The 14,169-nt window shown below is 40.8% G+C and carries 12 protein-coding genes; 11 read left to right on the top strand and 1 reads right to left on the bottom strand.

The annotated features are described in order from the left end of the window. The first annotated feature begins 7 nt into the window (after positions 1 to 7). The 10 genes from P4S60_RS08490 to P4S60_RS08445 all read left to right on the top strand — a co-directional run bounded on the left by P4S60_RS08490 (position 8) and on the right by P4S60_RS08445 (position 12,351). Positions 8 to 1,345 (top strand): RICIN domain-containing protein, encoded by a 1,338-nt coding sequence (locus tag P4S60_RS08490; RefSeq protein ID WP_337115667.1) that lies wholly within the window; start codon positions 8 to 10, stop codon positions 1,343 to 1,345. 139 nt (positions 1,346 to 1,484) lie between these two features. Further along, positions 1,485 to 3,806, top strand: a complete 2,322-nt coding sequence (locus P4S60_RS08485) for an agarase (protein ID WP_337115666.1) — start codon at positions 1,485 to 1,487, stop codon at positions 3,804 to 3,806. Further along, complete coding sequence (locus P4S60_RS08480) at positions 3,796 to 4,782, top strand: SMP-30/gluconolactonase/LRE family protein (RefSeq protein ID WP_337115665.1); 987 nt, start codon at positions 3,796 to 3,798, stop codon at positions 4,780 to 4,782. The genes P4S60_RS08485 and P4S60_RS08480 overlap by 11 nt, the downstream gene beginning before the upstream one ends. 176 nt (positions 4,783 to 4,958) lie before the next feature. Further along, positions 4,959 to 6,068, top strand: coding sequence for a mandelate racemase/muconate lactonizing enzyme family protein (locus P4S60_RS08475; RefSeq protein ID WP_337115664.1), 1,110 nt, complete (start codon positions 4,959 to 4,961; stop codon positions 6,066 to 6,068). Between the two features lie 10 nt (positions 6,069 to 6,078). Next, positions 6,079 to 7,101: a zinc-dependent alcohol dehydrogenase gene (locus P4S60_RS08470; protein WP_016709222.1), complete on the top strand. Its 1,023-nt coding sequence runs from the start codon at positions 6,079 to 6,081 to the stop codon at positions 7,099 to 7,101. 11 nt (positions 7,102 to 7,112) lie between these two features. After that, a complete protein-coding gene (locus P4S60_RS08465; protein WP_337115663.1) occupies positions 7,113 to 7,877 on the top strand; it encodes an SDR family oxidoreductase in 765 nt (254 codons plus the stop codon). A gap of 4 nt (positions 7,878 to 7,881) precedes the next feature. Continuing rightward, positions 7,882 to 9,330 carry an aldehyde dehydrogenase gene (gene aldA / locus P4S60_RS08460; RefSeq protein ID WP_337115662.1) on the top strand — a complete coding sequence of 483 codons (1,449 nt, stop codon included), beginning with the start codon at positions 7,882 to 7,884 and terminating at the stop codon, positions 9,328 to 9,330. Between the two features lie 203 nt (positions 9,331 to 9,533). Further along, positions 9,534 to 10,706, top strand: a complete 1,173-nt coding sequence (locus P4S60_RS08455; RefSeq protein WP_337115661.1) for a cytochrome P450 — start codon at positions 9,534 to 9,536, stop codon at positions 10,704 to 10,706. Positions 10,707 to 10,746: 40 nt separating this feature from the next. Then, complete coding sequence (locus P4S60_RS08450; RefSeq protein ID WP_337115660.1) at positions 10,747 to 11,055, top strand: 2Fe-2S ferredoxin; 309 nt, start codon at positions 10,747 to 10,749, stop codon at positions 11,053 to 11,055. Positions 11,056 to 11,073: 18 nt separating this feature from the next. Continuing rightward, positions 11,074 to 12,351: an NAD(P)/FAD-dependent oxidoreductase gene (locus P4S60_RS08445; RefSeq protein WP_337115659.1), complete on the top strand. Its 1,278-nt coding sequence runs from the start codon at positions 11,074 to 11,076 to the stop codon at positions 12,349 to 12,351. Positions 12,352 to 12,357: 6 nt separating this feature from the next. On the opposite strand, the gene P4S60_RS08440 is transcribed toward P4S60_RS08445, so the two are convergent. Beyond that, positions 12,358 to 13,221, bottom strand: coding sequence for a helix-turn-helix transcriptional regulator (locus tag P4S60_RS08440; protein ID WP_337115658.1), 864 nt, complete (start codon positions 13,219 to 13,221; stop codon positions 12,358 to 12,360). A 105-nt stretch (positions 13,222 to 13,326) separates the two neighbouring features. Between P4S60_RS08440 and P4S60_RS08435 the strand changes: the two genes are divergently transcribed. Continuing rightward, entirely contained in the window at positions 13,327 to 14,145 is an 819-nt protein-coding gene (locus tag P4S60_RS08435) for a hypothetical protein (RefSeq protein ID WP_337115657.1), read from the top strand. The last annotated feature ends 24 nt before the right edge of the window (positions 14,146 to 14,169 follow it).

Genomic DNA, 14,169 nt, shown 5'->3' with positions numbered 1-14,169 from the left:
GGAAAAAATGAACAAAACAACATTGTTTATCGGCTGTTTACTCACTACTACCAACTTGTTTGCAAATGATTGGGACTCAATTCCTTTACCGGTTACTCCCGGTGATGGCAAAGTCTGGCAGCTACAAGAAACATACTCAGACTCATTTAATTACACAGGTAAACCTGCTGCATTTACCAGTAAATGGAATGATACTTACTTTAATAGTTGGACAGGTCCAGGATTGACCTATTGGCAACAAGATGAGTCATGGGTTTCAGACGGCAACCTTATAATTAGTGCTTCGCGTCGTGCCGGCACAGATAAAGTTAATGCAGGGGTGATCACCTCGAAGACAAAAGTTAGCTTTCCAATCTTTTTAGAGGCAAACATTAAGGTAAGTAATCTGGAGTTATCCTCAAATTTTTGGCTGCTTAGTGACAATGACGAACGAGAAATAGATGTGCTTGAGGTATACGGTGGGGCACGTGATGACTGGTTTGCTAAAAATATGTCGACGAATTTTCATGTATTTATTCGTGATCCACAAACAAATCAAATAATCAGTGATTACAATGATCAAACACATAATACGCCTAGTTGGGGAACGTATTGGCGTGAAGGTTTTCATCGTTTTGGCGTGTATTGGAAAAGCCCAACAGAAGTCACTTTTTATATTGATGGCCAGCAAACGCCTGATGGTTCGTGGGCACAGGTGGTGATGAAAGATAAAGACTATACCGGTGCGACGTTAAACAAGAACACACATAATATGGATCAATCTGCATATATCATTATTGATACAGAAGATCATGATTGGCGTTCAGAGGCAGGAAATATTGCTACAGATGCCGATTTGGCTGACGGTAGTAAAAATAAAATGTATGTCGATTGGGTGCGAGTTTATAAACCTGTTAATGCGTCCAATACAAACATTGTTAGTAATGGTGCACAGATCAAAGCTAAGCATAGTCAAAAGTGTATCGATATAACAGCTGGCGCTATGAGTAATGGCTCTTATTATCAGCAGTGGGGTTGTGGCTCTGATAATGTGAACCAACAATTTAACCTTGTTGAGTTAAGCAATAATGAATATGCAATTAGCTCGCAGTTAAGTGGCTTGTGCATGCAGATTGAAAACGCCAGTTTAAGTAATGGCGCTAAGTTGGAGCAGTGGGTTTGTGATCATGCAAAAACCAGTCAACGCTTTACTCTCAATAGCACGGGTGATGGCTACTTCGAGCTCAAATCAAGTTTAAGTAATAAATGTGTTGATATCGCAGGTAAACTGCAAACAAATGGTGCTGATATTGTACAGTGGGAGTGTTATAACGGCGACAATCAACGTTTTCAGCTGATTGAGTAAAAAGCAGCATATATTTTTACAAATACAAAATTGTTAACAATTAATTGTTATTAATTTGGTGTTGTGTAATTATTCTACATAGTACCTAACCGCTTTTATTGCAAAAGCGGTTCTTTCATAATAAAAGAATAGGCTTGCTATGAAAAAAACACACAAGAATGCTTATATCTCATCTGTACTTCTGCTAGGCACTATGTTGTCAGGTTGTACTAATAATCAACTCGAAGAAAACACGCCTGCAAGCGACACAACAAAAAAAGAGCACATGCTGTGGGACTTCGAAAAAACGGAATATCAGCCTTTTTTACAGCATCACAATGCCACGACTAAGCTAATTGAACAGCAAGGTAATCATAAGTTACAGGTTATATTTGCAGGCAAAACTCATCACGAAAGCGATATTGAATTTGTAAATAGATCAACGTGGAATTGGCAGGCTCTAGGCAACTTTGCTTTTGCACTTGATATAGAAAACCCTGATAAGGCGTCTACCCAGTTATATATAAAAACAGTGGATGATAACGGTAGAGCACAAAGTCGCAGTGTAGTGGTGCCAGCTGAATCAAATAATACTTATTATATTGAGTTAAAAGGGGCCGATTTAAATACAGAGTCGGGGATACGCTCCAACCCGCCTAGTTGGCATAGTCGTTATACCCCGGTATTGTACCGAGGGGGTGAAAAGAAAATTGATGTTAGTAAAGTAACCAAGGTGACGTTTGGCACAAAAGGTTTGTTAGCGGATAAGCAATTACTAATCGATAATGTAAGACTAATAAAGCCAACTGACTTTGACACCGAATACCTAGTAGGCTTGGTGGATGAGTTTGGCCAAAATGCCAAGCGTGATTTTAGCAACAAAGTTTCATCCACAGAGCAATTACTTGCAATCTCAGCGCAAGAGCAAATACAACTGAAGAAGTCACCTGTTGAGGGGCGCTCAACGTTTAGTGGTTGGCAAGCGGGACCAAAACTTAAAGCAACGGGCTACTTCAGAACCGAAAAGTACCAAGGTAAATGGAGTTTAGTTGACCCGCAAGGTTATTTATTTTTTTCAACCGGTATTGCCAATGTACGCTTGGCTAATACCACCACAATTACAGGTTATGACTTTGACCAAAAGTACATAAAGCAAAGAGCGGCGGGTGACCTGACTCCTGAGGATTCAATCGGCTTAAATACGGCACCAAAAGCTGCGTGGCCATCACGTTATATCAGCTCGGAGCTGCGCGCTAACATGTTTAAATGGTTGCCTGACAGTGATGATCCTCTTGCCGACAATTATGGCTATCGCCGTGAAGTGCATAGTGGGGCAGTTAAAAAAGGTGAAACATTTAGTTTTTATCGAGCAAACTTACAACGCAAATACCAAACACGTGATGAGCAAACATTAATGAAAAAATGGCGCGATACCACGACAGATCGTATGTTGTCGTGGGGATTCACCTCTTTTGGTAACTGGCTTGATGATGATTACTATCAGCAAAACCGACTCCCTTATTTTGCCAATGCATGGATCATCGGTGATTTTAAAACAGTAAGTAGTGGTAATGATTACTGGAGCCCGCTACCTGATCCATTTGATCCTGTTTTTATTAAGCGCGCGGATATCACCTTAGCAACCGTGGCTGAGCAAGTGAACAATAGTCCATGGTGTGTTGGTGTTTTTATTGATAATGAAAAAAGCTGGGGCATGATGGGCTCAGTTAATTCGCAATATGGGTTAGTGATCAACACATTATCTGTAGATGCAACACAAAGCCCTACTAAAGCTGAATTCGTAAAACTGATGAAAGATAAGTACCAAGATATAGCTGCTTTGAATGCTAGCTGGAACAGCAATATTGCATCGTGGCATGAGTTTTCTAGTGGCATTACAGTCAAAAATATCAACAAGCAAGTCGAAGCTGATTTTTCCACTATGCTATTTCATTATGCTAACCAATATTTTGCCGTGGTAGAGCAAGCAACAGCTAAACACTTACCAAACCATCTCTATATGGGAGCTCGTTTTGCTGACTGGGGCATGACGCCAGAAATTCGTAACGCAGCAGCTGCTCATGCTGATGTGGTTAGCTATAACTACTACCGAGAAGGGCTCAATGATGGTTTTTGGCACTTTTTAGTAGACATTGATAAGCCAAGCATTATTGGTGAATTTCATAATGGGGCGTTAGATTCTGGACTATTAAACCCAGGGCTTATTCACGCCGAGTCCCAATACGACCGCGGTGTTAAATACCAACAATATATGTATAGCGTGATCGATAATCCATATTTTGTTGGGGCGCATTGGTTTCAATATATAGATTCACCATTAACAGGGCGTGCCTATGATGGCGAAAATTATAACGTTGGCTTTGTTAATGTGGCAGATATTCCTTACATGCCCCTTGTTGATGCTGCTAAAGAAGTTAATCAGCAACTTTATCAACGCAGGTATACAAATAATGCTAACTAAATATATTCAGGCTTGGGTAGTGCTTACAGCTGTGCTTATTAGCATCTCTGTAGATGCAGAGGCAGTGATAAATCAAGGCCCGTATGAAATCTACGATAACAGGGCGTTGCAGGTTTTAAATTTAGATGCACCAATCGAAACACTGGCTGCCGGCTTTGAGTGGCTTGAAGGGCCCGTATGGGTTGAAGACGGCGGGTATTTGTTGTTTTCAGATATTCCCACCCACCGAGTCTATCGCTTTCAGCCTGAGCAAGGTGTGCACCTTTATTTAGCGGAGAGTGGTTACTCAAATGGCCTAGTCCTGAATAACGACAATGAGTTGGTGTTATTGCAATCTCGCTCACGAAAAATTGTCACTATGGCATCGTCGGTTAATGATCCTAAAACAAACTATCGTGAATTAGTGAGTCGTTATCAAGGGCAACAGCTCAACAGCCCAAACGATGGTATTTTTAATCAGCAAGGTACTCTATTTTTTAGTGATCCCCCTTATGGACTGGCTAAGCAGCTTGATGATCCCGCTAAAGAGCTAAGCTTCCAAGGGGTATATTCATTGAATACAAAAGGCCAACTTAATGTGCTTGATAAGCAATTAATTTATCCAAATGGGGTTGCGTTGTCTGGGGATGAAAAAACACTGTATGTGGCGGCATCAAACCCTGATAAACCCGCTTGGTATCGATATCAATTAAACCAAGATGGCACTGTTAAATATAAAGCGTTATTTTATCAATTGCCCGCAGTGGCAGATAACAGCCATGGTCTACCGGATGGATTAAAAATTCATTCCAGTGGGATTATATTTGCAACAGGTCCTGGTGGGCTTTGGTTGTTTGATGAAAACGCCCTGCTATTAGCCAAAGTATCATTGCCTACCATTAGTGCAAACTTAGCATTTAATGCCCAACAAAACCGTGTGTATATAACCGCTCATACACATTTATTTTCATTTTCTTTAAACACTGATCTTCAATAATCGTTTAGAACACTAGCAAGTTAAGCGGTTGCAACTTAACTTACTAGGCCAATCTTAGCTGCACGTCTACGGCAAAGTTATTTTCATTTTATTAACTATATTACCTTTACAAGAAATTTATGTTGTTGTAGATTGTTAACAATAGACTGTATCTTGTAAACTAAACTGGTGGCTAGATGAGAGATTCATTGCGAGCAATAAAAAATATAAAAGTAGAGTATTACCAAATTCCTCTCGCTGAGGTGTTAAGTGATGCTAAACACGGTGATCATACTCATTTTGAAGTTATCGCAGTGCGTATAATGACCAAAGACGGTTACGAAGGTATGGGTTACACCTATACCGGCGGTAAAGGTGGCCGCGCTATTTATTCGTTATTAAATGACGAAATTAAACCTCGTTTGATCGGGGCTGATTCATCAGCAATTATGTCAATTTGGGATAAGCTACAGTGGGACCTACATTACGTAGGCCGCGGAGGTTTATTAAGCTTTGCAATCTCTGCAGTAGATATTGCTTTGTGGGATATCAAATGTAAGCGCTTATCAACACCACTTTGGCAAGTTGCTGGTGGACACAGAGATAAAACAGCGTGTTATGCCGGTGGTATTGATCTTAACTTTGATCAGCAAAAGCTCCTTAAGAATATTCAAGGTTACTTAGACCGTGGTTTTAATGCGGTAAAAATTAAAGTAGGCAAACAAGATTACAAAGAAGATGTGGCACGAGTGGCCGCCGTTCGTGAACTAATTGGTGCTGATAAAACGTTAATGGTTGATGCTAATTACTCGATGAATGTAGAACATGCAATCCGTTTTGCAAAAGCCATTGAGCAGTTTGATATAACCTGGTTTGAAGAGCCAACAATTCCAGATGATTACAAAGGGTTTGCACGGATTGCGCAAGCGACCTCAATTCCTTTAGCTATGGGTGAGAACCTACATACATTACATGAGTTTGGTTATGCGATTGATCAAGCAAAACTTGGCTTTTTACAACCTGATGCCTCAAATATCGGCGGTATCACAGGTTGGTTACATGTTGCTAGTTTAGCGTATACCCACAACTTGCCGATTTGTAGCCACGGTATGCATGAATTACATGTATCGCTATTGGCTTCACAACCTCACGCGGGATTCTTAGAAGTACACTCATTCCCGATAGATGAATACACCACGCGACCATTACAACTTGATAACGGCGAAGCCTGTGCACCAGATTTAATTGGTACCGGTGTCGAGTTTGACGCGCAATTAGTTAAGCCTCATTTAGTTAAGCAATCATAAGGTATTTACCATGCAAGCAGCAGAATATATTGGCAATAAATCATTTCGCATCGTCGAAGGAAAACAAGTAAAGCCACAAGCAGATGAAGTACGTTTAGATGTTGGTTTTGTTGGTATCTGTGGTACCGATATGCATATTTATCATGGCGTAATGGATCAGCGCGTTAACCCTCCGCATACCATAGGTCATGAAATTTCAGGTGTGGTTGCAGAGCTTGGTAGCAATGTGACTAACTTAAAAGTGGGTGATCGTGTCGTTGTACGCCCACTTGATTACTGTGGTGATTGTCCTGCATGTAATGCTGGTCATAGCCATGTATGTCATAACCTGAAATTTATGGGCATTGATTCAGTTGGCGCATTCCAAAATTCATGGACAGTAAAAGCGCGTACTATTCATAAACTACCTGACAACGTAACACTTGAGCAAGGCGCATTAATTGAGCCTTTATCTGTTGCCTGTCATGATATTTCGCGTTCACGCTTAAAAGCCGGTGAAAAAGCAGTGGTGATCGGTGGCGGTCCAATTGGTCAACTCGTGGCCTTGGTTGCTAAAAGCGTCGGTGCTGACGTGTTGATCTCTGAAGTAAATAACGAGCGTCGTAAGTTTTCTGCGCGTTTTGATATTGAAACCATCAACCCACTAGAACAAGACTTGCAAGAATATGTGTCTAAATGGAGTGATGGCAAAGGCGCTGATGTTGTTTTTGAAGTATCGGGTGTGCAACCTGCAGTTGAAGCTATGACCCAAATTGCAGCAGTACGTGGCCGCATTTGTATGGTTGCTATCCATTCTCAAAAGCCGCCAGTTGATTTGTTTCAATTTTTTTGGCGTGAACTAGAACTTGTTGGCGCACGTGTTTATGAAGATGCTGATTTTGAAATGGCGATTGATTTAGTCGCTAGCGGCAAAATTGATTTAGAACCATTTATTACTTCGGTCAGTGAACTGGCTGATATTAGCTCAGCGTTTGCTAGCATGGACAATAACCCTACGGGTATGAAAGCCCTTGTTTCTTGCCAAATTAAGTAATGGAAAATAACGTGTTAGATAAATTTAGTCTTAAAGGTAAAACAGCATTAGTCACAGGTTGTAGCCGTGGTATTGGTAAAGCAATGGCATTGGCATTGGCTGAAGCTGGCGCTGATGTAATTGGCGTATCAGCAAGTTTAGCAAAATCAGGATCAGATGTTGAAACGCAAGTGCTTGCTCGTGGGCAAATGTTTTATGCTTACCAATGTGATTTTTCTAATCGTGAGAGCTTATATGCTTTTATACAAGATGTGAAAAAAGATCACCCTAAAATTGATATTCTAGTCAATAACGCAGGCTCAATTTTACGTGACCCAGCGGTAGAGCACAGTGATGAATATTGGGATAAAATTATTGAAATTAACTTAAACTCACAATTTATTTTAAGCCGTGAATTAGGTAAAGAAATGGTGGCCCGTGGGCAAGGTAAAATAATTTTTACAGCGTCACTGCTTACTTTCCAAGGTGGTATTACTGTACCTGGTTATGCAGCAAGTAAAGGGGCTATTGGTCAATTAACCAAAGCACTTGCTAACGAGTGGGCAAGTAAAGGTGTTAATGTAAACGCTATTGCGCCGGGTTACATTGCAACAGATAATACCGAAGCACTCAGAAATGACCCAGAGCGTGCAAAATCGATTCTAGATCGTATACCGCAAGGTCGTTGGGGAACACCTGATGACTTTAAAGGGCCAACCGTATTTTTAGCATCAAATGCCTCAAACTACATGAACGGTAGTGTTCTATTAGTTGATGGCGGCTGGATGGGACGATAAAACCATGACAATAAAAAATAACGTAAACTTTATAAATGGCGAGTATATTAGCTCATCAAGTAGCGACACCATCAGCGTGCTTTCACCAAGTACTGGAGAGCAAGTGGGTGTTATTCCTAAAGGCAGTGTTGAAGACGCACAGCTTGCGCTTGAAACCGCCACAGTAGCACAAACTCAGTGGGCGCAAAAAACACCGCGTGAACGCGCCACAATTTTACGCCGTTTTGCCCAAGGTATTCGTGATAATAACGAGCGTCTTGCTGAGCTATTAGTACAAGAGCAAGGCAAGTTAATAGATGTTGCTCGTATGGAAGCCAACGTTACAGCCACATTTATTGAATATGCCTGTGATAATGCGTTGACGATCAAAGGGGATATCATTCCTTCTGATCACGAAAACGAAAAAATCTATATTCATAAAGTTCCCCGTGGTGTAGTTGTGGCAATCACTGCATGGAACTTTCCGTTGGCATTAGCGGGGCGTAAAATTGGTCCTGCGCTTATTACCGGTAACTCAATAGTAATTAAGCCAACCCAAGAAACACCATTAGCTACGATGGAATTAGGTGAAATTGCCAATCAAGCAGGTATTTCGCCAGGTGTGATCAACATTGTTAATGGTACAGGTTCAGTCGTTGGCCAACACTTATGTGAAAGCCCGCTGACAAAGCTAATCACCATGACCGGCAGTACCCGTGCAGGGCAAATTATTCATCAAGCCAGTGGTAAAAACTTAACTCCAGTGATGCTTGAACTCGGCGGCAAAGCGCCGTTTATTGTGATGGAAGATGCAGATCTTGAAAAAGCCGTTGCTGACGCTGTGGTCGCGCGTTTTGCTAACTGTGGTCAAGTATGTACATGTGCTGAGCGTTTATATGTACACAGCGATGTCTATGATAGCTTTATTGAAAAATTCATTCCAAAAGTGCAAGCGCTTAAAGTAGGCGACCCAATGGACCCAAGTACAGATATGGGGCCTAAGGTCAATCAAAGTGAAATTAATAATATTCACACAATTGTTGAAAAAGGCATTGCACAAGGCGCTAAGCTTGTCACTGGGGGGAAAGTTGCCACAGTGGCAGGGTTTGAAGGCGGCAATTGGTATGAGCCAACTGTACTGGTTGATGTTGAACAAGATAATATCTTGGTGCATGAAGAAACTTTTGGACCGGTATTGCCAATCATCAAAATCAACAGCATTGATGAAGCTATTGCTTATACCAACGACAGTGAATATGGACTCTCAGCGTACTTATACACTAAATCTATGGAATACATTCATCGATCAATTGCAGAAATGGAAGTGGGTGAAGTTTATGTTAACCGTGGTTTAGGTGAACAACATCAAGGTTTCCACAATGGCTGGAAGCTAAGCGGTATGGGTGGAGAAGACGGCCAATACGGTTTAGAACAATATCTTGAGAAGAAAACCGTTTATTTAAACGAGCAGTAATTAGCCGGTGTGGATTCTCTCACATTTGCCCACCTAAAGCCGATGCAAACGCATCGGCTTTTTTATGCCTGAGAGTTAATTAACGTCATGCTAAAAAGGACATGAAACTACCATTTTTTAATCTATTTTGCGTATTTAAGCCAAAAATATCGGACTAGTATGGAGCATTAAATTTACATTTTTAGTCGTAAGGTAATTTCAGCATGACAGCAAAAATTACAGGTGTGAGTGATTTTCCTGATGTATTTAAAGAGCAACGTAGTGCATCGGGCATTGGGCAAATGGACGATCAGAATGATCCCGTAAATATGCTCTTAGGTTTAAAAGATGTACGTAAAGCGGCGCATAATTGTGCGGTGTTTCAGTCAGGTGCTAAACCTGGGCGGATTGTTATTCCATCTGAAGTGGCAATTCGTGAAACACGGCAAATTCCTTTTGAAGTCGACCCGCCAGAGCATGGTGGCTTTCGTGAGTTATTAAACCCATGGTTTAAACGCCCGTTAGATGATGCGTATCAAGCTAGTTTACAGCAAATCATTGATGACACAATTGACTGTGCTTTGCGTGCGCAATCACTGGATATTGTGAGTGAGTTTGCATTACCCCTGCAATCGAAAGCGCTGACGTTGTTATTAAATACCACGATGGATAAAGCGCAAACCTGGATTGATTGGGGCACTCATGTATTTCGCAGTGAAAACAGTGATTTAGATGGCGATAAAGCTAATATTCTCTATGACTATATTGATAATGAAATAGATAAAGCCATTGCTAATCCTAGTGATGACTTGTACTCAGTATTACTTGCCGCGCAAGTGAATGGTCAAAAAATGACGAAAGAGCAAGTTAAAGGCGTCATGATCCTAACCTTTGCTGGTGGCCGCGATACGGTAATAAATGCCATCACTAATTCAATTGCTTACTTTAGCCAAAATATCAGTGACTTACAGCGTATTCATGATGAGCCTGAAATCATTAATCGTGCTGTTGAAGAGCTTATTCGTTACTTTTCACCATTAACACAGATGGGGCGTGTTGCAACCGAAGATACTCAAGTCTGTGAGCATGCAATAAAAGCGGATAGCCGTATATCACTATGCTGGGCATCGGCAAATCGCGATGAAAGCGTGTTTAAAAATCCAAATAACGTTGATTTTGATCGAAAAGTAAACCCTCATGTGAGTTTTGGCTTTAGTCATCACAACTGTTTAGGGGCCACTCATGCACGACAATTACTTCGTCAATTAGTGTTATCACTGGCAAGTAAAGTAGCCAGCATAGACATAATCAAAGCCGATGAAAACATTGAAAAGCTCGGTGAGTTTTCACGCAAGGTAGGCTTTAACCGCTTACAAGTCAGTATAAAAGCAAAGTAACGAACACTGTAGCAAGTGCAAAAAATAAGAGGATAGAACGATGGCTAAAGTAATTTTTATGACAAAAACCAATGGGGCTGTTGAAGTTGAAGGAAGCAGCGGTTCATTAATGGAGTTAGCTGCCGCTAATGGCGTTGCAGGTATTGATGGTGACTGTGGTGGCGTATGCTCATGCGCAACATGTCATATTTACGTTGCGCCTCATGATTTTGAAAAAATAGGCGTACCAGATGAAATCGAAAGCGACATGCTAGAACTTGATGGTAACGTGACTGAATATAGTCGTTTATGTTGTCAAATTGAAGTTTCTGAAGATCTCGATGGCATGACCTTTGTTGTTGCTAACTAGATAGTTGAGTGATTTATTATGCAAAATATATACTCACCAACCCATTCACTTGATTTAAATATAGTGATAATAGGCGCCAGTCACGCAGGTGTGAACCTTGCGTTTAATTTACGCCAGCAAGGCTGGCTTGGCAGTATTACCTTAATAGATAGTGATCCTGAGTTACCTTATCACAGACCGCCATTGTCTAAAAAAATATTGCAAGCAAGTGACACATTATCAACACCGCTTAAAGCTGAAAAAGCCTACACAGATAACAACTTAGTACTGCGATTAGGGCAAACAGTGACAGCCATTGATAAGCAAGAAAAATTAATTACCTTAGATGATGACAGCCGCCTTACGTTTGATAAATTGGTGCTAGCAACGGGGTGTTCTGCTTTTATTCCGCCCATACCTGGATTGAGCGATACCCTTGATGAGGCGGGTAACCCCCAATATTTTGCAATGCGAACGTTTGCGGATGCCAAAGCGATTAAAGCTGCTTTAAATAACAGTACTGACAAACAGGTTGTCATTATTGGTGGCGGTTATATTGGGCTTGAATCAGCGTCATCGTTTGTTGCGTTAGGCGCTGATGTAACCGTGATTGAAAAACAAGATAAAATATTATCACGTGTTACATCAAGTGTGATGTCAGACTTTTTAACCCAGCTGCACCTAGATAAAGGCGTAGCTCTACATACAGGCAAAGACGTTGTCGAAATACAACACCAAGGTAATAAACACTTGGTTGTGTGTAGCGATGGTACCCATTATCCCGCAGATTTTATTTTAGTCGGAGTCGGCGTTAGGTTAAACACGCAATTGACCAGTGATGCGCTCTTGACGATTGAGCAAGGCATTAAAGTGAATGATGTTTGCCAAACGTCTCACCCTGATATTTTCGCAATTGGTGATTGTACAACACACTTTAACAAAATTTATCAACGTTGGATCCGCTTAGAGTCAGTACAAAATGCCGTTGATCAAGCTAAATCTGTAGCGCGGTGTCTAACGAATAAAGCGCCGTTAGCTCCTGCGGTGCCTTGGTTTTGGTCAGATCAATACGAGTACAAATTGCAAATTGTTGGTTTGTCACAGGGGTATGACGAATTAATTGTTCGTGAAGATTCGCCGACACAATTTTCGGTGTGGTACTTCAATACTGAGCAATTGTTATGTGTCGAAGCGGTTAACAATAGCAAAGCCTATGTACTGGGTATGCAAGCAATTAAACAAAATTTACAGGTTAATAAACAGGTGTTAAAAGACATCACAACGGCACTTACAAAAACATTATTACTAAGTGAGTAGTTAGCTTTAGGGATGTAATTGCTGGCGATATTGTTGCCGATATTGGTAGGGTGTCATTTTGAAGTGATACTTAAATTGCTTAATAAAATACGACGGGCTGGAAAAGTTTAGATCGTACGCTATTTCGGTCACCGATACATCTGTTTGTCCTAGTAGGCGTGCAGCGCTGTATAGCTTGTGCTGCATAAGGTGATCAGAATAAGGCACTCTAAAGTGCTTTTTAAATACCCGCGAAAAATACGACGGCGATAAATGACAAAGTCTCGCGGCTTGCTCAAGTGACAGGGTTAAGCCGTGGTTTGTTTTAAGTTCATTAAGTATTGGTGTCAGCTTTTTAAAGCTGGCTGAGCCGCTTAATGGTTTTTGCTGCGCCGGTAAGCTGCTTTTACCGTATTCGCACACCATAGTCATTAAGCTATTAAATAGTTGAGTACAGGTTTTACTTTTAGGGTTTTCATTAAACTCACTCAGCATCCACGCGAGTAATTTATGAATTCTTTTTTGTATTTCAATACTAAAGCTTAAATGTAAACCGGTTTTAAGCAGCTCAGTAAACTCACTTAAAGCCGGATCGTTTAGGCGTTCAGGTATAAATTGCACTATGTACCAAGATTTAGAGCGAGGTTTGAGCTCAAAGTCATGGGTTTCCATGGCGGGGGTAAAAACGGCTTCATAATCAGCTAATGTTGATTCACCTTGATGGTAAAAATAAGTGCCATCGATGCGTTCAAAAAATATAAATTCATGCACTTGATGAAAGTGCATAAAACACGAATAAGCATCGTGCTGAAGATAACTAACGTGATGAATTTCAAACTCGTTGCCGTCTTTAATAGAAAACGGTTCACAATAGATTGTTGGCTTTGGCATATAGTTTATTGTTAACAAATTATAATTAAGTTTAGCGTGCATTATTTATTGCTTCAATGATTGTGTAACAGCTTCGCATGCTGAATTTAGATAAAAGGCAATATTATGAAATTAAAGTTTTTATGTCCTTACTGGGGCTGTGAAGGGACAGCAGCCGATGAATTTGTAGCAAAGGTACTTGATGCTGGATTTGCTGGGGCAGAAATTAACTTTCCAGCAGATGAAAAGTTCATCAGTGGAATTCAACGTGCCGCCAATGAAGATAATTTTAGTGTGGTAGCACAACAATGGCTTGCGCCTAAGGTTGAATCGTTTGCACAATACCGCGCTAAATTTAATGCGCGATTACGTTTTTTAGCAACACTCAACCCTGTGTTTATAAACTCACATACCGGAAAAGACTTTTATAGCGTTGCACAAAACAGCCTGTTACTCAACGATGCTTTAGCGGTAGAGCGTACTTTGGGTATCACAATTACTCATGAGACTCACCGAGGACGGTTTAATTTTGCAGCCTTTGCTACAGAACCGTATCTTAAACAATTTCCAGCTCTAAAATTAAATGCTGACTTTTCGCATTGGACTAATGTCAGTGAAAGTTTCCTAGAGGATCAACAAGGATCACTAAAACGCGCGCAACAGCACAGTTATTATATTCACGCTCGAGTAGGTCATACTCAATCAGCACAAGTGAATGACCCGTTTAGCCCCCAATGGCAGGAAATATTAAGCTTGTACGTAAAGTGGTGGCAACAGATTATTGATTTAGCAAAAGCACGCGGGCAAAAAACATTTTATATTTGCCCGGAATTTGGACCTTGGCCTTATATGCCTAATAAACTTAATTCAACGATACCATTAACACAGCAGTGGCAGCTTAATGTAAGCATGAAAGAGTATCTGATGAAACACTTAATTGTGTAGGTATGACCGGCTAGTGAATACTAG

Source organism: Pseudoalteromonas sp. Hal040 (assembly GCF_037162425.1).
GTDB lineage: Bacteria > Pseudomonadota > Gammaproteobacteria > Enterobacterales > Alteromonadaceae > Pseudoalteromonas > Pseudoalteromonas gelatinilytica.
The sequence above is the reverse complement of the archived record's forward strand: the minus strand, read 5'-3'. Positions and strand labels throughout refer to the sequence as shown.